This is a genomic window from Kocuria sp. CPCC 205261 (genome assembly GCF_040981025.1).
GTDB classification, from domain to species: domain Bacteria; phylum Actinomycetota; class Actinomycetes; order Actinomycetales; family Micrococcaceae; genus Kocuria; species Kocuria marina.
Genome location: NZ_JAVKPU010000003.1, coordinates 189239 through 206033 on the forward strand (window position 1 = coordinate 189239; position 16795 = coordinate 206033).

Below are 16795 nucleotides of genomic sequence, written 5' to 3' on the forward strand. Positions count from 1 at the left end.
AGCTCTCCTCGGGTGCGGGCGGATCATCGCCATGCTACGCCGCGGGCCGCCTCTCCTGACCTCGGACGTCACATCCGCGGGGTCACTCCGTGGCCGCTCCCTGTTTCCAGTAGCCCATGAACGAGATGTCCGTCTTGGGCACTCCCCCGCTCACGCACATCCGGCGCAGCGACTTGACCGTGGCGGATTCCGCCGCGAAGAACCAGTAGGTACCGCGGCCCTCCGGGCGGGCGACGTCCCATACGAAGTCCGCCTCCTCCGACGGGGCGGCCTCAGGCTCGCCGTGACCGACCTCCCAGTAGCGGCGGGCGCGCTCGGACAACCGGTGCCACAGCCACAGCTCCAGGTCTAGTCCGCGCGGGCGTCCCCGCCGGGGCAGCCACGTCCAGTGCAGTTCGGTGCCGCCGCGCAGCGTCACGGTCAGGGTGTGCCCGTCGGACGACGTCGCCCGGGCGAGGGCGCGCGGGCCGACCGCGGCCACGGCGTCGTCCTCGGAAGGAACCTCCACCGCGATCGTCACGCTGCGGGGCGGGGCGGAAGGGGCAGGCACACCCACGTGCACCCCCCGCTCGATGCCGTCGATGATCGCGGCGAGCGCGGGCAGGGCAGTCTCGTCCCCAGCGAGCACGACGTCCTGGTCCGCCGCACGCCGTTCGTCCCACGCGGCCCACCAGGGGGACCCGCCCGAGGGCACGAGCAGCTGCACGTCCTCACCCTCGCGCACGGTGTCACCCCACGCGGCCCCGGGGCCCATCCCCTGCTCGGGGTCGTCGTGGAGCACCACGTCGATGGCCAGCTCCGGGACCGTGTGCCCGGCCAGCTCCACCTCGGCCGCATCGCGCACCGTGTACGTGCGCAGCCAACCCCGGCGTTCGGGCGGGGCGGCCATGAACTCGCGCCGCCACCGGGTCATGTCGCTCACGTCCACCGCCACGGTGGCCCCGGGGGTGGGTGGGATCAGTACCTTGAGGTAGGCGTCCGTGCGGGGGCCCGGTCCCTGGTCACCCCACGGCATGATCCGCAATTCCTGCCCCGCCACACGTACGCGCACGAGGTGTTCGCTGAGCTTCGTGCGTCCCGTGACGGTGGCCGTCACACATGCGAGTTCCGTCATGGTAGTACCTCCTCGGGTGATCCTGGAGTGCGCGGCGGGGTGTTCGCCGGTCCCGTCCACGGGATCACGAGCCGGGCGTCCGTGGGGGCGTCGTGGAGCACCCGCGCGGACATGTCGAAGACGTCGCTGACCACCTCATCGGTCATGACCTGCTCGGCCGAACCGGTCGCGGCGACCGCCCCGTCCTTGAGTGCCACGAGCACGTCCGCGTACCGCGCCGCGAGCGAGAGTTCATGCAGCACCATGACCAGGGTGATCCCTCGGGAGCGCTGCAGTGCGGTGAGGATGTCCAGGATCTCGGCCTGGCGCGCGATGTCCAGATACGTCGTCGGTTCGTCGAGCAACAGTACGTCCGTGTGCTGCGCGAGCGCGAGGGCGATCCATACGCGTTGGCGTTGACCGCCGGACAAGTCCCCCACGCGGCGTTCGAGCAGCTCCCCCAACCCGGTGAGTTCGACCGCTTCCGCCACGGCGTCGTCGTCCTGGGCACGCCACCGTCCGAAGGCGCCACGGTACGGGTGCCGTCCGCGCGCCACGAGCTCCTGCACGGTCACGCCCTCGGGTGCCACGGGGTCCTGTGGGAGGAAACCCACGGTGCGCGCGAACCGGGTGCGGTGCCACCGACTCACGTCCGCCCCGCCCACGAGGATCTCTCCGGCGGACGGGGTGAGCTGGCGCGCGCACGCCTTGAGCAGCGTGGACTTCCCGCAACCGTTGGCCCCCACGAGCGCGGTCACGGCCCCCGCGGGGAACGTCACGTTCACCTCCCGCAGCACCGGCGTCTCGCCGTAGCCCACGGTCAGCCCACGCACCGCGAGCTCGGACGACGACGCCGCGTCCTCGCCTTGCTCGGTCCCCCCGGCCCGATTCGGATCGGTCATGGACGTCATGCTTCCGCCTTTCCTCGCCCGATCAACAACCACAGCAGCACGGGCGCGCCGGCCGCAGCGGTGACCACACCCACGGGCAGGGCCAGCCCGGGGATCGTCTCCGCGGCCACGTAGTCTGAGACCACCATGAGCACCGCGCCCACGAGCGCGGCGTGCCGGGCGTGACCCGCACCGCCACCCAGCCCCCTCGCAATGGGTGCGGCCATGAACGACACGAACGCCACGGGCCCCACGGCGGAGGCCGCCACGGCCACGAGCACCACGGCGAGCCCGAGGGCCGCGAGCCGCGTGGCCCGCACGTGCACCCCGAGCCCGGCGGCCAGGGGATCCCCCGCGCCGAGCGTGTCCACCGCGGGCGCCAAAACCGCGCACACGGGCAGCAGGATCGCGAGGCAGATCCCCACCTGCGCGATGTCCACCCACCGGGCAGCGTTGAGTGAACCCGTGAGCCACTGCATCGCGTCCTGGGCCGCATAGATGTCCGCGCGGGTCAGCACCGCGTTGATCGCCGCGGCGGTCAGTGCTCCCGCCGCGACGCCGGTCAGCACGAGTTTGCCGATGTTGGCCCTCGTGCCCCCGGCGGCCAGGACCACCGCGACCATGAGGCCGAAACCACCCGCGAGGGAACTGAGTGTCACCGCGGCGCCGGAGAGCCCGCCCAGCGTGATGGCCGCGACCGCGCCGAGCCCGGCCCCGGAGGAGACACCCATGATGTCCGGGGAGGCCAGGGGGTTGCGGAGCACGCGCTGGAACAGGTGACCGGCGATCCCGAAGGCGATCCCCGTGAGGATCCCGAGCACCGTGCGCGGCAGGGTGATGTCCCACACGATGTACGCGGCGGGGCCGGAGTAGTCGTGGGTGAGCACGGCGACCAGGTCGGGCACGGCCACGACATACTTGCCCAGTGCGATCCGCGCGAAGGAGGCGAGGGCCAGGACGAGCACGAGCAGCGCCGTGACCCGGCGGGTGCGGCGTCGGGAGCGGGAGCGTCCCGCGCGCACGGTGGCCACGGTCGCGGGGGCGGGCAGCGGCGTCGTCCTGGGAAAAGGGGAAACGGCGGGACTCACGCGGCCACCACTCCCCTGCGTCGGATCACGACCACGAGCGCGGGGGCGCCGATCACCACGAGCGCGATCCCCACCTGGATCTCCCGGTCCGGGACGAGCACGCGCGCCACGACGTCCGCGAGCAGGACGATGAACGGGCCCGCGAGCAGGCACGCCGGGACGACCCTGCGGTAGGAGATGCCCACCAGCGAACGCACCGCGTGGGGTACGAGCAGTCCGCAGAACACGAGCGGGCCCACGAGTGCGGTGGAGGTACCCGAGAGCAGCACCACGGCCAGGCCCGCGAGGCCGCGCACGAGCGCCGGGTTCACCCCGAGTCCCTGACCCAGAGCGTCGCCCAGGGTCAGGGTGTCCAGGGAACGGGCCAGCGTCCACCCGAGCAGCAGGGCCACGAGAATCACGGGGCTCGCGAGCACCAGGAACGTGCCGTCCGGCCGGGTCAGTTCACCGACCTGCCAGCGCCGGAAAGTGTCGAACGTGGCCTGGTTGCTCAACAGCACCGCGCTCGTCAGCGCCGTGAGACCCGCGGAGACCGCCGCCCCCGTGAGGGCCAGGGTCACCGGACGCGCCCCGCCCCGGGCCGCGGAGGCCAGCGCGTACACGGCGGCCACGGCCACGGCGGAGCCCAGCGCCGCGAGCCACAACTGGTGCGTGACGCCGGTCAGACCCAGGAACGCGCCGCCGGCCACGACCGCGAACGCGGCCCCGGCCGTCAGCCCCAGGATGCCCGGATCGCCCAGGGGGTTGCGCGTGGCACCCTGTAGCAACGCCCCGGCCACGGCGAGCGCGGCCCCGGTGAGCAGGCCCGCCCCGGTGCGCCACACGCGGGATTCGACCACGGCGCCGTCGAGCGCGGGAACCCCGGGGACGGCCCCCGGGTCACCCGAGAACACGTGCGGGACCACGTGCCACGTGACACCCAGCCCGATGGGCCGGGACCCGTACGAGATCGAGAGGAACACGGCCACGAGCAGCAGTGCCGCCATGGCGAGCCAGGACATACCCCGACCTCGCGTGCGCCCGCGCGGGGCGGACGGCGCGGCGTCGGGACGGGCGAACGTGGAACTGCCGGGCACGAAGGGTCAGGCCCCCAGCGTGGTCTTGATCGCCGGGATGTGGGCGTCGAGCGCGTGGGGCATGGACAGCGGAGAGGACGAGTACCCGGAGAGCACGTCCTGCTTGTCCGTGAGGAACATCCCCCGCCCGTTCGCGATCGCGGGGATGGTCTTGAGGATCGGGTCCGTGCGGAACTTCTCGGCCTGGGCGTCGTCCTCCGCGGCCGCCACGAACAGGTCGCTCGTGAGCTCGTCGGCGCGTTCGCGGGGCCATTCGCGCCAGAACTGATCCTCCGTGATGTTGTCCTTGACCGCGTCCGCGAGATTCATGCCCAGCTCGGTGAAGAAGCGGGGGCGTCCGTCCGCGGGGCCGTAGAACCCCAGGCTCTGGGAGACGTCACCGTAGATGAAGGTCTTGCCCTTGGCCGCGCCGAGTTCGTCGGAGCGCCGGGAGACGAGTTCTTCGGTGCGGCTCACGAGTTCGTCACCGGCCGCGGAACGGCCCAGGGCCTTGGCCGTGACACGCTGCATGTCTTGCCACGAGTTGACCCACGGGCCCGTGGGGTACGCGACCACCGGGGCGATCTTCGTGAGGCGGTCGTACTCCTCCCGGGTGACCCCGGAGTTCACCGCGACGATCAGGTCCGGGCTCAGCTCGGCGATGTCCGTGAAGTTCACACCGTCCGACTCGTCCATGACCTTGGGCGTCTGCCCGCCCAGTTCTGAGACCTTGGCGTCGAACCAGTCGGTGGACCCGTTCGCGTTGCCGCCCCAGGCCACCTTGGTCATGCCCACCGGCACCACGCCGAGGGCGGCCACGAAGTCTTGCGTGTTGCTCGCGCCCACGCACACGACCCGCTGCGGCGCGGCCTCGACCTTCGTGGTGCCCAGGGCGTGTGTCACCTCCACGGGGAACGTGTCCGTGGGGCTCGACGACGCCGTGGCACCGGGGGTCGGCGCCTGCCCGTCCCCGTCCCGCGCGCCCGTGGAACACGCCGCGAGCCCCATGAGGGAGGCCACGGCCAGGCCGGAGCCCAGCAGGGTGCGACGGTTGAACTGCCGGGACGCGTTCCCGGACCGGTGAGGGGACATGGACACTCCTGGGTCACTGAATTTGATAAGGCAAGCCTAACCTAATTCATGCTCCCGTTCGGCCGCAACCGCTCCGTGCGCGCTCTCGCGGGTGCGGCCGGACCGAGCAGAGCCAGGGTATTCCGCTGACCGGTCGTGGGGCGCCGGGCGGATGGGCAGGACCGGCCCACCAAGGGCAACCGGCCGTCGGTGCTCCGAGGCACCGGCGGCCGGTCACCGCAACGCACGCTGTTAGTTGTTCGTGCGGATCATCTTGTGCGGCGCAGCCTGGGCCACAGGCTTGACCGTGATCGTGTCCAGGTCCACGTGATGCGGCAGTTCCACGGCGAAGGCGCAGACCTCGGCCACATCCTGGCCCGAGAGCGGTTTCTCCACGCCCGCGTAGATCTTGTCCGCGGCCGCCTGGTCACCACCCAGGCGCATGAGCGAGAACTCGGGAGTGTGCACCAGACCGGGCGCCACCTCCACCACGCGCACGTTGTGCTCAGCCTCCTCGAGGCGCAGCGCCTCGGTCATGGCGCGTTCGGCGTACTTGGCGGCGTTGTAGCCCGCTCCGCCCTCGTAGGCGCGCTGGGCGGCGATCGAGGTCAGGTTCAGCACCGTGCCCTCACCGTTGGCCCGCAACGTGGGTAGGAACGCGCGGACCACCCGCAGGGTGCCCATCACGTTGACGTCGTACATCCACTGCCAGTCCTCGTCCTTGGCGTCGGCCACCGTGTCCGTGCCGCGTGCTCCGCCGGAGATGTTGAGGATCGCGTCCACGGTGCCCTGCTCGCCGAGCACCCGATCGCGCAGCGCATCCACCTGCGCCTGGTCGGTGATGTCGGTGGGCGCGGCACTCGCGCCGGTCTCCCGGGCCAATTCCTCGAGACGCTCCGCGCGACGGGCGACGGCGTACACCGTCCACCCGCTCTCGCGCAGGCGGCGCACCGTGGCCTCGCCGATGCCCGTGGAAGCACCGGTGACCACGGCCACCTTGCCGTTGCCGAGCGGCTTGGGATCCTTGTAGGTGGGATGTGTGTTCTGAGTCATGCTTCCACCGTAGCGCGGGGAATTATGACTTAGAACAATCCGGATCGGCTCGATTAGGACGTTTCAGAAACCACTGCGGTGATCGCGCAACCAGCCCAGGAGCACAACGGCGTTGTTGTGCTCCTCGTCCTTCGCGTCATAAAGCAGGGTCGCGGAGTCTACGTCCCGCAGCACGCTCCTGAGCTGCGCGACCTCCCCGGAGGCATCCTCGTCGAGTTCCTCGCGGTAGCGCTGCGCGAAGCGGTCGAACTTCTCGGGGTCGTGACCGAACCACTTGCGCAACTCGTCGCTCGGGGCAACCCCCTTGAACCAGTGGTCCAGGGCTGCATGGTCCTTTCTGACCCCGCGCGGCCACAAGCGATCGACCAGGATCCGAGCGCCGTCGTCTCGCGCGGCGTCTTCGCGAATGCGGTGGATGTGCAAACGTGCCATGCCCCCACGCTACGACGGTCCGTGCCCGCGTGCATGAGAGACTGGAGCACATGGCACAGAACCTCGAGGGTACAGACACGCCCGAAATCATCGACAGCGCTGCGTCCACCACCGCGGTGAACGTCCCCGACAAGCCGGCCATGGAGGGCCTGGAGGAGAAGTACTCCGCGCAGTGGCGCGAGAACGGTACGTACGCGTTCCGCGAGGACACCACGCGCGAGGACGTCTACTCGATCGACACTCCCCCGCCCACGGCCTCCGGCTCCCTACACGTGGGACACATGTTCTCCTACACGCAGACGGACGTGATCGCCCGCTATCAGCGGATGTCCGGCAAGAACGTGTTCTACCCGCTGGGCTGGGACGACAACGGCCTGCCCACCGAGCGCCGCGTGCAGAACTACTACGGCGTGCGCTGCGAGCCCGGCAAGCCGTACATCGAGGGTTACCAGCCCCCGGAGAAGCCGGCCAAGAACCAGCGCGACTGGGACGTGGTGTCCCGCCAGAACTTCATCGAGCTGTGCGAGGAACTCGCGGTCGAGGACGAGAAGGTCTTCGAGCACCTGTTCTCCACCCTGGGGCTGTCCGTGGACTGGACCCGCACGTACCGCACGATCGACGCGCACTCGCGCAAGGTCTCCCAGCTCGCATTCCTCAAGGACTACGAGGCCGGTAACGCGTACATGGCCGAGGCCCCCACCATGTGGGACGTCACGTTCCGCACCGCCGTGGCCCAGGCCGAGCTCGAGGACCGCGAACGCGAAGGTGCCTACCACCGCGTGGCGTTCCACCGACCGGACGGCGAGAAGGTCTTCATCGAGACCACCCGCCCCGAGCTGCTGCCCGCGTGCGTGGCGCTGGTGGCCCACCCGGACGACGAGCGCTACCAGGCGCTGTTCGGCACCACCGTGCGTTCCCCGCTGTTCGACGTCGAGGTCGAGGTCAAGGCCCACCCGCTCGCCAAGCCGGACAAGGGCTCGGGTATCGCCATGATCTGTACGTTCGGTGACCTCACCGACGTCACGTGGTGGCGCGAGCTCGATCTGCCCACGCGCGCCCTGATCGGCCGCGACGGCCGCTTCGCCTCGGAGCAGCCCGCATGGATCGCCGACGGCGCCCCGGCCGAGAACTACGCGCAGCTCGCCGGCAAGACCGTGTTCTCCGCGCAGAAGACCGTGGTCGAACTGCTCGCCGCCTCCGGTGACATGGAGGGCGAGCCCAAGAAGATCACCCACCCCGTGAACTTCTATGAGAAGGGCGACAAGCCCCTCGAGGTCGTCACCTCCCGCCAGTGGTACATCCGCAACGGCGGTCGGGACGCCGAGCGCCGCGACGCCCTGATCGAACGGGGCCGTGAGATCTCGTGGCACCCCTCGTTCATGCGCGCGCGCTACGAGAACTGGATCGAGGGTCTCAACGGGGATTGGCTGATCTCCCGTCAGCGCTTCTTCGGCGTGCCGTTCCCGGTGTGGTACCCGCTGGACGAGTCCGGTGAACCGGATTACGACCACCCCGTGCTCCCCGCCCAAGACCAGTTGCCCGTGGATCCCACCACGGACGTGGCCCCCGGCTACACCGAGGACCAGCGCGATCAGCCCGGTGGATTCATGGCGGACCCGGACGTCCTGGACACCTGGGCAACCTCTTCCCTGACCCCGCAGATCGCAACCGGCTGGGCCGTGGACGAGACCTTGCACGCCAACACGTTCCCCATGGACCTGCGCCCGCAGGGTCACGACATCATCCGCACGTGGCTGTTCTCGACCGTGGTACGCGCCGAGACGCTGGCGCAGACCGTGCCGTGGAAGCACACGGCACTGTCCGGGTGGATCCTGGACCCGGACCGCAAGAAGATGTCCAAGTCCAAGGGCAACGTGGTGATCCCCACCGAGGTGCTCGAGAAGTACGGCTCGGACGCGGTGCGCTACTGGGCGGCGTCGGCCCGCCTGGGCGCGGACACCGCCTACGACGAGGGCCAGATGAAGATCGGCCGTCGCCTGGCGATCAAACTGCTCAACGCATCCAAGTTCGTGCTGGCCCAGGGCGTGACCGAGGCCTCCGTGCTGGGCTCCGGGACGGACGGTTCCGTGGTGACCAACGGTCTGGACCGCTCCCTGTTGGCCCAGCTCGCGGACGTCGTGGAGCGCGCGAGCACCGCGTTCCAGGAGTACGAGTACGCGCGCGCCCTGCAGTTGATCGAGTCCTTCTTCTGGACCTTCACGGACGACTACGTGGAGCTCGTGAAGGACCGCGCATACGGTTCCCGCGGGGAGGCCTCGCAGGCCTCGGTGCACGCGGCCCTCGCGACGACGCTCGACACCCTGCTGCGCTTGTTCGCCCCGTTCATCCCATTCGCCACGGAAGAGGTGTGGTCGTGGTGGCGCTCCGGTTCGGTGCACCGCGCGGCCTGGCCCGTGACTGACGGGTTCGCCGAGCCCGCTCGCGCGGGTGATCCCGAGGTGCTCACCGTGGTGGGCGAGGCGCTGTCCGGGCTGCGCAAGGCCAAGTCCGAGGCCAAGGTCAAGCAGCGTACCGCGGTCACCTCCGCGGTGATCTCGGGCCCGGCCGCTCAGCTCGAGCAGTTGCGCGCCGGGCTGGAGGACCTCCAGGCCGCCGGTAACGCCGCAGACCTCACGCTCACCGACGCCGAGGGTGAGCTGGCCGTGAGTGACGTCCAGCTCGAGGAAGCACCACAGGCCTGAGTCGACTTGGAGGGGCCCCGTCCTGCCTCGTGCGGGATCGGGCCCCTCGGCACATCACGAACGCCGTCGCCCCCGCGGAGCCGCCCTTGCCCGGTCCGACGGGCGGCACCGGCACACCGGGCCCTCTGCGCTGCACCCAGCGCATGAACGAACCCCGCCACGTGCGTGACGGGGTTCGTTCATGCCTGCAGCGGTCGGGCGCACGCGCCGCCGCGGGACGTCAGCTGAAGTCGGGGCCCTTCTCGCGCCCGCGCTTGAGCTCGTAAAAGCCGGGGTAGGACGCCAGCGCCAGGGCGCCGTCCCAGACCTTGCCGGCCTCCTCGCCCTTGGGCGCCGGGGTGAACACGGGACCGAAGAAGCCCACGCCGTTCACGGCGATGCACGGGGTGCCGATGTCCTGACCCGCCACGGCACGGGCCTCGTCCGTGGACGCCCGGATGGCGTCGTCGTACTCGGTGGAGTTCTTGGCCGCAGCGAGGTCTGCCGGCAGACCGACCTCTGCGAGGGACTCGGTGATGATCGCCTCGAGGTCCTGCATGCCACCGGGGTGACGACGGGAGCCCATGGCGTCGTAGAGCTTCTTGTAGTACTCGCCGCCGTGCTGCTCGGCCGCGGCCTGGATCACGCGCACGAGCCACATGGACTCGTCGTGGCCGTGGTGGTGGTTCTCGGGGTTGTCCTCGTTGAGGATGCCCAGCGAGATGATCTTCCAGTCCACCTCCACGTCCCGGATGCGCACGACCTCCTCCATCCAGCGGGAGGTCATCCAGGCCCACGGGCACAGGGGATCGAACCAGAAATCGACGTGTTGCTTCTCGGCCATGAGGTGTCCTTTCGGGCGTTCGGTTCTTTCGCTCACGCTGACTTGTGGCGACGCCGCTCGGCGTCGATCATCTCGTGCGTGAAGATCTCGGGGTCGGCCAGTTTGGCCACGGCGTCCTTGGTGACGAGCACCGCGGCGACGTCGTCGCGGCCCGGCAGTTCGAACATGACCGGCATGAGGATGTCCTCGAGGATCGCGCGCAGACCGCGCGCGCCGGTGCCGCGTTCGATGGCCAGTTCCGCGATGGCCTCGAGTGCCTGCGGGTCGAAGGTGAGTTCCACACCGTCGAGCTGGAAGAGTTTGCGGTACTGCTTGACCAGCGCGTTCTTGGGTTCGGTGAGGATGCGTACCATGTCCGCGACGGACAGTTTGGAGAGCGTGGCCACCACGGGCAGCCGCCCGATGAACTCGGGGATCAGTCCGAACTTGAGCAGGTCCTCGGGCTGGACCTGACCCGTGAGATCCACGTCCGCGGTGTCCCGGATAGGCGCACCGAAACCGATGCCCTTCTTGCCCGTGCGCTGCTGCACGATCTCCTCGAGACCCGCGAACGCTCCCGCCACGATGAACAACACGTTGGTGGTGTCCAGGTGCAGGAACTCCTGCTGCGGGTGCTTGCGGCCACCCTGGGGCGGCACGGAGGCCACCGTGCCCTCGAGGATCTTCAGGAGCGCTTGCTGGACCCCTTCGCCCGATACGTCCCGCGTGATCGAGGGGTTCTCAGATTTACGAGAAATCTTGTCGATCTCGTCAATGTAAATAATCCCCTGCTCCGCTTTCTTGATATCGAAATCAGCGGCTTGGATGAGCTTGAGAAGAATGTTCTCAACGTCTTCCCCCACGTATCCGGCTTCGGTCAGGGAGGTGGCGTCCGCGACCGCGAACGGCACGTCCAGCTTCTTGGCGAGGGACTGCGCGAGGTAGGTCTTCCCGGACCCCGTGGGTCCCACCAACAGGATGTTGGACTTGGCCACCTCGATGGCCTCCTCGTCCCCCTCGGAGCCCGCAATGGTGAGCGTGTGCCCGGAGACGCCCGCGCGGATGCGCTTGTAGTGGTTGTACACGGCCACGGCCAGCGCACGCTTGGCGGGCTCCTGGCCGATCACGTACTCCCGCAGGTGATCGTAGATCTGCTGCGGGCGGGGCAGCTCCGTCTGGTCCGTCTCCGTGACCTCGGTGAGCTCCTCCTCGATGATCTCGTTGCACAGCTCGATGCACTCGTCACAAATGTAGACCCGCGGGCCCGCGATGAGCTTGCGCACCTGCTTCTGGCTTTTGCCGCAGAAGGAGCATTTGAGCAGGTCAACGCTCTCCCCGATGCGCGCCATGTATCAGCCTCACAGTTCGTCTTGACGGATGCTGGGTCCACTCTAAGCGAGCTTCTCACGGCCCGCCCAATCATGCCGAGGCGCGTGACGGCCACGCCGCATATCCGTGCACCGTGGCCGTCGGTCCCCTCGTCACCCCCGGAAGCTGCGCCTCCGGGTCGCCGCTCAGGCCTGCGTGACCGTGGAGGGCTTGTTGATCTTGCGGGAGTCCAGCACCTGGTCGATGATGCCGTACTCCTGGGCCTCTTTGGCCGTGAGGATCTTGTCGCGTTCGATGTCGCGGTTGATCTCCTCCGCAGCCCTGTTGGTGTGCAGCGCCATGGTCTCCTCCAACCACGTGCGCATGCGCATGATCTCGTTGGCCTGGATCTCGATGTCCGAGGCCTGACCGCCGCCCTGGCCCTCCATGGCGGGCTGGTGGATCAGCACGCGCGCGTTGGGCAGCGCGAGGCGCTTACCGGGAGTACCGCCCGCGAGCAGCACGGACGCCGCGGAGGCCGCCTGGCCCAGGCACACGGTCTGGATCTCGGGGCGGATGTACTGCATGGTGTCGTAGATGGCCGTCATGGCCGTGAACGAACCGCCCGGGGAGTTGATGTACATGGTGATGTCCCGGTCCGGGTCCTGGGACTCGAGCACGAGCAGCTGCGCCATGATGTCGTCCGCGGAGGTGTCATCCACCTGGACGCCCAGGAAGATGATCCTGTCCTCGAACAGCTTGGTGTACGGGTTCTGGCGGCGGTAGCCGTACGGCGTGCGTTCCTCGAAGTCCGGGATCACGTAGCGGCTGGTGGGCAACTGCGGTGCAGTGGCGTGAGGCAAGTTCATTGGTCCGTCCTGAAAGTCTATGGGTGGTTCTGGCAGCTCGCGCGCTGCTTACTGGGAGTCCTTCATGGTTCCGCCGCCACCGGTCACGTTGCCGGCAGACTGGGCGATCTGGTCGAAGAATCCGTACTCCAGGGCGCGCTGAGCGTCGAACCAGTTGTCACGGTCGTTGTCGCGCAGGATGGTCTCGAGCGTCTGACCGGTCTGCTCCGCGGTCAGTTCCGCGAGCCGCTGCTTCATGGACAGGATCAGCTCGGCCTGCACGCGGATGTCGGACGCGGTGCCGCCCATGCCGCCCGAGGGCTGGTGCATGAGGATGCGCGCGTTGGGGGTCGCATAGCGCTTGCCCTTGGTCCCGGAGGACAGCAGGAACTGGCCCATGGACGCGGCGAGGCCCGTGGCGACCGTGACGACGTCGTTGGGGATCAACTGCATGGTGTCGTAGATCGCCATGCCCGCCGTGACGGAACCGCCCGGGGAGTTGATGTAGAGGTAGATGTCCGCCTCGGGGTCCTCGGCGGAGAGCAATAGCATCTGCGAGCAGATGAGGTTGGCGTTGGTGTCCCGCACCTCGGAACCCAACCAAATGATGCGTTCCTTGAGCAGTCGGTTGTAGACGTAGTCGTCCTGACCGCCCGGCGCCATGTCCTCCATACGCGGAGTGGCCGGTGCGGCACCGTACGGCTGAATGGGAGTGGAGGTCATGAATGCCCTCTTTCTGCTGGACGGGTCCGGGTCGAACGAGCGCCGCCGAACCGAACCCATGAACACGTTCTGTCTCAGCAGCGTAGTGCGCCGTCTCCCCGTGCACGCCCGGTGTTCCGCGGTGTTCGCTTCTGGCGCATGGTGGCACGCGGACAGCGAAACGCCACGACGTCCCCTCGGTGGGGGGCTCGTCGTGGCGTTGCGCGGAGGCCGTTGGCACCCGGTTCACCCGGGTGCCAACGGGTGACTCACTTGGTCTCGGCGGCCTCGTCGGTGGCAGCTTCGTCCGCGGCGGTCTCCTCGGAGACGGCCGGAGCGGACTCGGCCTCGGCACCCTGGTCGGCGGCGGCGTCGTCCGCGGAGCCCACGAACTTGGACAGGTCCACGGCTTTGCCGTTGGAGTCGGTGACGGTGGCGTACTCGAGGACCTTGGCCAGGGCCTTGCGGCGGCGCACCTCACCGACCATCATCCCGGCCTGGCCGGAACCGTCCAGCATCTGTGCGAACTGGTTGGGGTCCATGCCGTACTGCTGGGACATGTTAACGATGTAGTCGATCAGCTCGGACTGCTCCACGCCGACCTCTTCGGCCTCGGCCACGGCGTCCAGAATGATCTCGTTGCGGAACGCGGTCGCGGCGTTCTCACGGACCTCGGCACGGTGCTCCTCGGTGTCGTGACCGGGTTCGGCGGAGGCCTGGGCCTGCGGCGAGTCGAAGTGCTGGGTGACCTGCTCCTCGATGACGTTCTCGGGGACCGGGACCTCGATGAGCTCCACGAGCTTCTCGAGCACCTTGTCACGGGCCTCGATGCCCTGCTCGACGGCGACGGACTCGGCGGCCTGCTTCTTCAGGTCCTCCTTGAGTTCATCGACGGTGTCGAACTCGGAGGCCAGCTGGGCGAACTCGTCGTCCACCTCGGGCAGTTCGCGTTCCTTCACGGCCGTGACCTTGACCTTGACCGTGGCCTCGGCACCGGAGTGCTCGCCACCGGCCAGCGTGGTCTCGAACGTGGCGTCCTCACCGGCGGACAGGCCGGTCACGGCCTCGTCGATGCCCTCGAGCATGGTGCCAGAGCCCACCTCGTAGGACAGGTCGTTGGCGGCGTCCACTTCCTCGCCGTCCACGAGCGCCTGCAGGTCGAGGGTCACGTGGTCACCCTCGGCCGCGGGGCGATCCACGGTCTTGAGGGTGCCGAAGCGACCGCGCAGCTCGTCCAGGGCCTTCTGCTCGTCCTCGGCGGAGGCCTCACGGGCGTCCACCTCGATCTTCAGACCCTTGTAGTCAGGCAGCTCGATCTCGGGACGGATGGCCACGGAGATCTCCACCTGGCTGTCGGCCTCGCGGTCGTCACCCTCCGGCTTGGAAAGCACCTCGACCTGGGGCTGCGACAGCGGGGTCAGCTCGTGCTCGGCGAGGGCCTGCTGATAGAAGTCGTTGAGCCCCTCGTTCAGGGCGTTCTCCACCACGAAGTCGAAGCCCACGCGCTGGTCGATGAGCTTGGAGGGCACCTTGCCCTTGCGGAAGCCGGGGATCTGGATCTGCTCGGCCAGTTCCTTGTAGGTCTTCTGGACGAACGGCTTCAGATCCGCGTAAGCGATGTCAATGGTGATCTTCGCCTCGGTGGGGTTGAGTTTCTCGACGGCGCTCTTCACTTCCGCTGTCACTCCTGGGGTCGATGGGTACTTGCTACAACGGACCGGGGTCGGTCCGGTCGGTCAACGAGCGCCGCAACGCGACGCGCTGCAACGCTCAGACGTCGGGGTGACAGGACTCGAACCTGCGATCTCCTGCTCCCAAAGCAGGCGCGCTAGCCACTGCGCTACACCCCGTGATCACGTGCCCGACACGCGCTCCGTTTCGTCTCCGCCCGTGGACGGAACGAGGTCGACGGCTCGCCCGCGGGCGAGCCGACATCACGACAGTCTATCGTGTCGCGGCCCCGCACCCGGCAACCGGGTGGTAGAACCCGGTGATTGGCACGGTTTCTGGGGCTCGTGTACTCTTTCAACGTCCCCGGGGATGTAGCTCAATGGTAGAGCCCCAGTCTTCCAAACTGGCTACGCGGGTTCGATTCCCGTCATCCCCTCAGCGATCCCCGAAACCCCGCCGTACCCGTGTGCGCCGCGGGGTTTCCTCGTTCCCGCGACCCTTCTCCCGACACCCCCCCCGGAAGACTCTCGCAGTACGACGCCGCGTCGAACCGGAGCGGGCACACGGTGGGTGCGAGGCCGCATCACGCCTGGCAGCTCGGGCACCAGTAGAGCCCCCGCCCGTTGAGGTCGCGCTTGAGCACGGTGGTCCCGCACCGCAGGCACGGCTGCCCGTGGCGGTGGTAGACGTAGTTCGCATGCTCGGGCCATGCCTCGGTGTCCGGGATGTCGGGGCGGTCTGCCGGATCCGTGGTGATGATCCGGCCCACGCGCACCCCCACGGCCATGAGCGTCACGTTCTCCTCCCACAGCCCGAGCAGGTCCTCGCGGGTCAGCGAGGCTCCGGGCGTCATGGGGTTCACACCCCGGCGGAACAGGGACTCCGCCCGGAAGATGTTGCCGATCCCCGACACCACGTTCTGCTCCATGAGCAGCACGCCGATCGCCCGCTTGCTCTTGGCCGCGGCACGCAGGAACGGTTCCGGATCGGCCTGCGGGTCCAGGGGGTCCGGTCCCAGCTTGGCCTCCGCGGCCCGCGCTTCCTCCGGTGTCTCCACCGTGCACAGGGCCGGCCCGCGTAGATCCGCCCACCCGTGCTCGCCGGCCAACCGGGCCCGCACGGCACCGACCGGGGGCTCGGGAACGACCCGTCCGGCGTCGTCGTACGCCACTGCCGATTCCTCCGCGGAGCCGGACTCGCGCTCCCCCACGCGGCGCGGGGCGCCGATCGAGGACGCCGCCGCGAACTGCTCGTCCCCCGCGAAACTCCACGCGCCGTAGATGCCGAGGTGCGAACGCATGACCACGACGTCGTCCGGGTCACAGGGCGCCGCGAAGTCCAGGTAGAGGTGCTTGCCGTGGGCGCGGGCGCACGTCAGGACGCGCCCGTCCAGCACGGCGGCACCCGCGGCGAAGCGGCCCTGGGGACTCGTGACGCGCAACCGCTGGCCCACGAACAGGTCCCCGAGCTGACGCCCGAGGCGGTGGATCGAGTGGCCCTCGGGCACGTCCGACGCCCCCGCTCAGTCCTGCGTGTACGGGCGGACTGGGACCTCGGAGAGGTGGCCCACGATGTCCCCGGTGCGCTCGAACTCGGCGAGCTGCTCGATTCGGCGCACGTGCCGGGACTCCCCCGAGAACGGCTCGGCGAGAAAGATCCGCACGAGCTCCAGGGCCTCGTCGTTGCCGTGCTGGCGCCCGCCGATCGCGATCACCTGGGCGTCGTTGTGCTGCCGGGCCAACCGGGCGGTGTCCTCGTTCCACACAAGGGCCGCGCGGATCCCCCGGACCAGGTTGGCCGCCATCTGCTCGCCGTTACCGGAACCACCCAGCACGATGCCGAGCGAGTCCAGACCGTTCTCGCGGTCCTCGCGGACCCCCTGGGCAGCACTGATGCAGAACGCGGGGTAGTCGTCCGCGGCGTCGTAGACCGCGGGGCCGTGGTCGATCATCTCGTAACCGTCCTCGCTCAGCCGCTGCATGAGGAAGTGGGACAACTCGAGGCCTGCGTGGTCGGTGGCAATGTGCACGCGCATGGGACGTCAGCAACTCCTGGACGGGGTGGTCGCGGGGCAACCGGC

The 16795-nt window shown here is 69.0% G+C and carries 15 protein-coding genes and 2 tRNA genes; 2 read left to right on the forward strand and 15 right to left on the reverse strand.

What is annotated here, in order from left to right; all coding sequences use genetic code 11:
* Positions 1 to 82 precede the first annotated feature (82 nt).
* From RF646_RS05210 to RF646_RS05240, 7 genes are all read right to left on the reverse strand, one after another.
* On the reverse strand, positions 83 to 1114 hold the full coding sequence (locus RF646_RS05210; RefSeq protein ID WP_367402187.1) for a siderophore-interacting protein: 1032 nt from the start codon (positions 1112 to 1114) through the stop codon (positions 83 to 85).
* Positions 1111 to 1995 (reverse strand): ABC transporter ATP-binding protein, encoded by an 885-nt coding sequence (locus tag RF646_RS05215; RefSeq protein ID WP_368835388.1) that lies wholly within the window; start codon positions 1993 to 1995, stop codon positions 1111 to 1113. Before RF646_RS05215 ends, RF646_RS05210 begins: the two co-directional genes overlap by 4 nt.
* A 5-nt stretch (positions 1996 to 2000) precedes the next feature.
* The gene (locus RF646_RS05220; protein WP_368835389.1) at positions 2001 to 3071 is read right to left on the reverse strand and encodes a FecCD family ABC transporter permease; all 1071 of its coding nucleotides are present in this window, start codon (positions 3069 to 3071) and stop codon (positions 2001 to 2003) included.
* The gene (locus tag RF646_RS05225) at positions 3068 to 4072 is read right to left on the reverse strand and encodes a FecCD family ABC transporter permease (RefSeq protein ID WP_368835390.1); all 1005 of its coding nucleotides are present in this window, start codon (positions 4070 to 4072) and stop codon (positions 3068 to 3070) included. The genes RF646_RS05220 and RF646_RS05225 overlap by 4 nt, the downstream gene beginning before the upstream one ends.
* 81 nt (positions 4073 to 4153) lie before the next feature.
* Positions 4154 to 5218, reverse strand: coding sequence for an ABC transporter substrate-binding protein (locus tag RF646_RS05230; RefSeq protein ID WP_368835391.1), 1065 nt, complete (start codon positions 5216 to 5218; stop codon positions 4154 to 4156).
* Between the two features lie 231 nt (positions 5219 to 5449).
* Complete coding sequence (locus RF646_RS05235) at positions 5450 to 6250, reverse strand: SDR family oxidoreductase (protein ID WP_064846142.1); 801 nt, start codon at positions 6248 to 6250, stop codon at positions 5450 to 5452.
* 63 nt (positions 6251 to 6313) lie between these two features.
* A complete protein-coding gene (locus RF646_RS05240; RefSeq protein ID WP_064846141.1) occupies positions 6314 to 6682 on the reverse strand; it encodes a DUF488 domain-containing protein in 369 nt (122 codons plus the stop codon).
* Positions 6683 to 6732: 50 nt separating this feature from the next.
* On the opposite strand from RF646_RS05240, the gene valS reads away from it, so the two are divergent.
* Positions 6733 to 9384 (forward strand): valine--tRNA ligase, encoded by a 2652-nt coding sequence (valS, locus tag RF646_RS05245; protein WP_167318415.1) that lies wholly within the window; start codon positions 6733 to 6735, stop codon positions 9382 to 9384.
* A 220-nt stretch (positions 9385 to 9604) separates the two neighbouring features.
* On the opposite strand, the gene RF646_RS05250 is transcribed toward valS, so the two are convergent.
* The 6 genes from RF646_RS05250 to RF646_RS05275 form a co-directional block, all read right to left on the reverse strand.
* On the reverse strand, positions 9605 to 10207 hold the full coding sequence (locus RF646_RS05250) for a DsbA family protein (protein ID WP_098055016.1): 603 nt from the start codon (positions 10205 to 10207) through the stop codon (positions 9605 to 9607).
* Positions 10208 to 10239: 32 nt separating this feature from the next.
* Positions 10240 to 11535, reverse strand: a complete 1296-nt coding sequence (gene clpX / locus RF646_RS05255) for an ATP-dependent Clp protease ATP-binding subunit ClpX (protein ID WP_131332780.1) — start codon at positions 11533 to 11535, stop codon at positions 10240 to 10242.
* Between the two features lie 165 nt (positions 11536 to 11700).
* Positions 11701 to 12363, reverse strand: coding sequence for an ATP-dependent Clp protease proteolytic subunit (locus tag RF646_RS05260; RefSeq protein ID WP_035962208.1), 663 nt, complete (start codon positions 12361 to 12363; stop codon positions 11701 to 11703).
* A 48-nt stretch (positions 12364 to 12411) separates the two neighbouring features.
* Positions 12412 to 13014 (reverse strand): ATP-dependent Clp protease proteolytic subunit, encoded by a 603-nt coding sequence (locus RF646_RS05265; protein ID WP_035962642.1) that lies wholly within the window; start codon positions 13012 to 13014, stop codon positions 12412 to 12414.
* 299 nt (positions 13015 to 13313) lie between these two features.
* On the reverse strand, positions 13314 to 14717 hold the full coding sequence (gene tig, locus RF646_RS05270) for a trigger factor (RefSeq protein WP_368835392.1): 1404 nt from the start codon (positions 14715 to 14717) through the stop codon (positions 13314 to 13316).
* Between the two features lie 104 nt (positions 14718 to 14821).
* Positions 14822 to 14894: transfer RNA gene (locus RF646_RS05275), tRNA-Pro, on the reverse strand.
* Between the two features lie 186 nt (positions 14895 to 15080).
* On the opposite strand from RF646_RS05275, the gene RF646_RS05280 reads away from it, so the two are divergent.
* Positions 15081 to 15151, forward strand: a tRNA-Gly gene (locus RF646_RS05280).
* Positions 15152 to 15298: 147 nt separating this feature from the next.
* Here RF646_RS05280 and RF646_RS05285 read toward each other — a convergent pair.
* On the reverse strand, positions 15299 to 16222 hold the full coding sequence (locus RF646_RS05285) for an Fpg/Nei family DNA glycosylase (RefSeq protein ID WP_131332776.1): 924 nt from the start codon (positions 16220 to 16222) through the stop codon (positions 15299 to 15301).
* Positions 16223 to 16237: 15 nt separating this feature from the next.
* Positions 16238 to 16750, reverse strand: coding sequence for a ribose-5-phosphate isomerase (locus RF646_RS05290; RefSeq protein ID WP_085107757.1), 513 nt, complete (start codon positions 16748 to 16750; stop codon positions 16238 to 16240).
* Positions 16751 to 16795: the final 45 nt, after the last annotated feature.

Excerpts from the sequence above, each read along its gene's own strand:
- RF646_RS05260 (WP_035962208.1), bottom strand. The coding sequence starts at position 12,363 with ATGAACTTGCCTCACGCCACTGCACCGCAGTTGCCCACCAGCCGCTAC.
- RF646_RS05230 (WP_368835391.1), bottom strand. The coding sequence starts at position 5,218 with ATGTCCCCTCACCGGTCCGGGAACGCGTCCCGGCAGTTCAACCGTCGC.
- RF646_RS05210 (WP_367402187.1), bottom strand. The coding sequence starts at position 1,114 with ATGACGGAACTCGCATGTGTGACGGCCACCGTCACGGGACGCACGAAG.
- RF646_RS05240 (WP_064846141.1), bottom strand. The coding sequence starts at position 6,682 with ATGGCACGTTTGCACATCCACCGCATTCGCGAAGACGCCGCGCGAGAC.
- RF646_RS05215 (WP_368835388.1), bottom strand. The coding sequence starts at position 1,995 with ATGACCGATCCGAATCGGGCCGGGGGGACCGAGCAAGGCGAGGACGCG.
- clpX (WP_131332780.1), bottom strand. The coding sequence starts at position 11,535 with ATGGCGCGCATCGGGGAGAGCGTTGACCTGCTCAAATGCTCCTTCTGC.
- RF646_RS05250 (WP_098055016.1), bottom strand. The coding sequence starts at position 10,207 with ATGGCCGAGAAGCAACACGTCGATTTCTGGTTCGATCCCCTGTGCCCG.
- RF646_RS05225 (WP_368835390.1), bottom strand. The coding sequence starts at position 4,072 with ATGTCCTGGCTCGCCATGGCGGCACTGCTGCTCGTGGCCGTGTTCCTC.
- RF646_RS05290 (WP_085107757.1), bottom strand. The coding sequence starts at position 16,750 with ATGCGCGTGCACATTGCCACCGACCACGCAGGCCTCGAGTTGTCCCAC.
- RF646_RS05265 (WP_035962642.1), bottom strand. The coding sequence starts at position 13,014 with ATGGAGGACATGGCGCCGGGCGGTCAGGACGACTACGTCTACAACCGA.
- valS (WP_167318415.1), top strand. The coding sequence starts at position 6,733 with ATGGCACAGAACCTCGAGGGTACAGACACGCCCGAAATCATCGACAGC.
- RF646_RS05235 (WP_064846142.1), bottom strand. The coding sequence starts at position 6,250 with ATGACTCAGAACACACATCCCACCTACAAGGATCCCAAGCCGCTCGGC.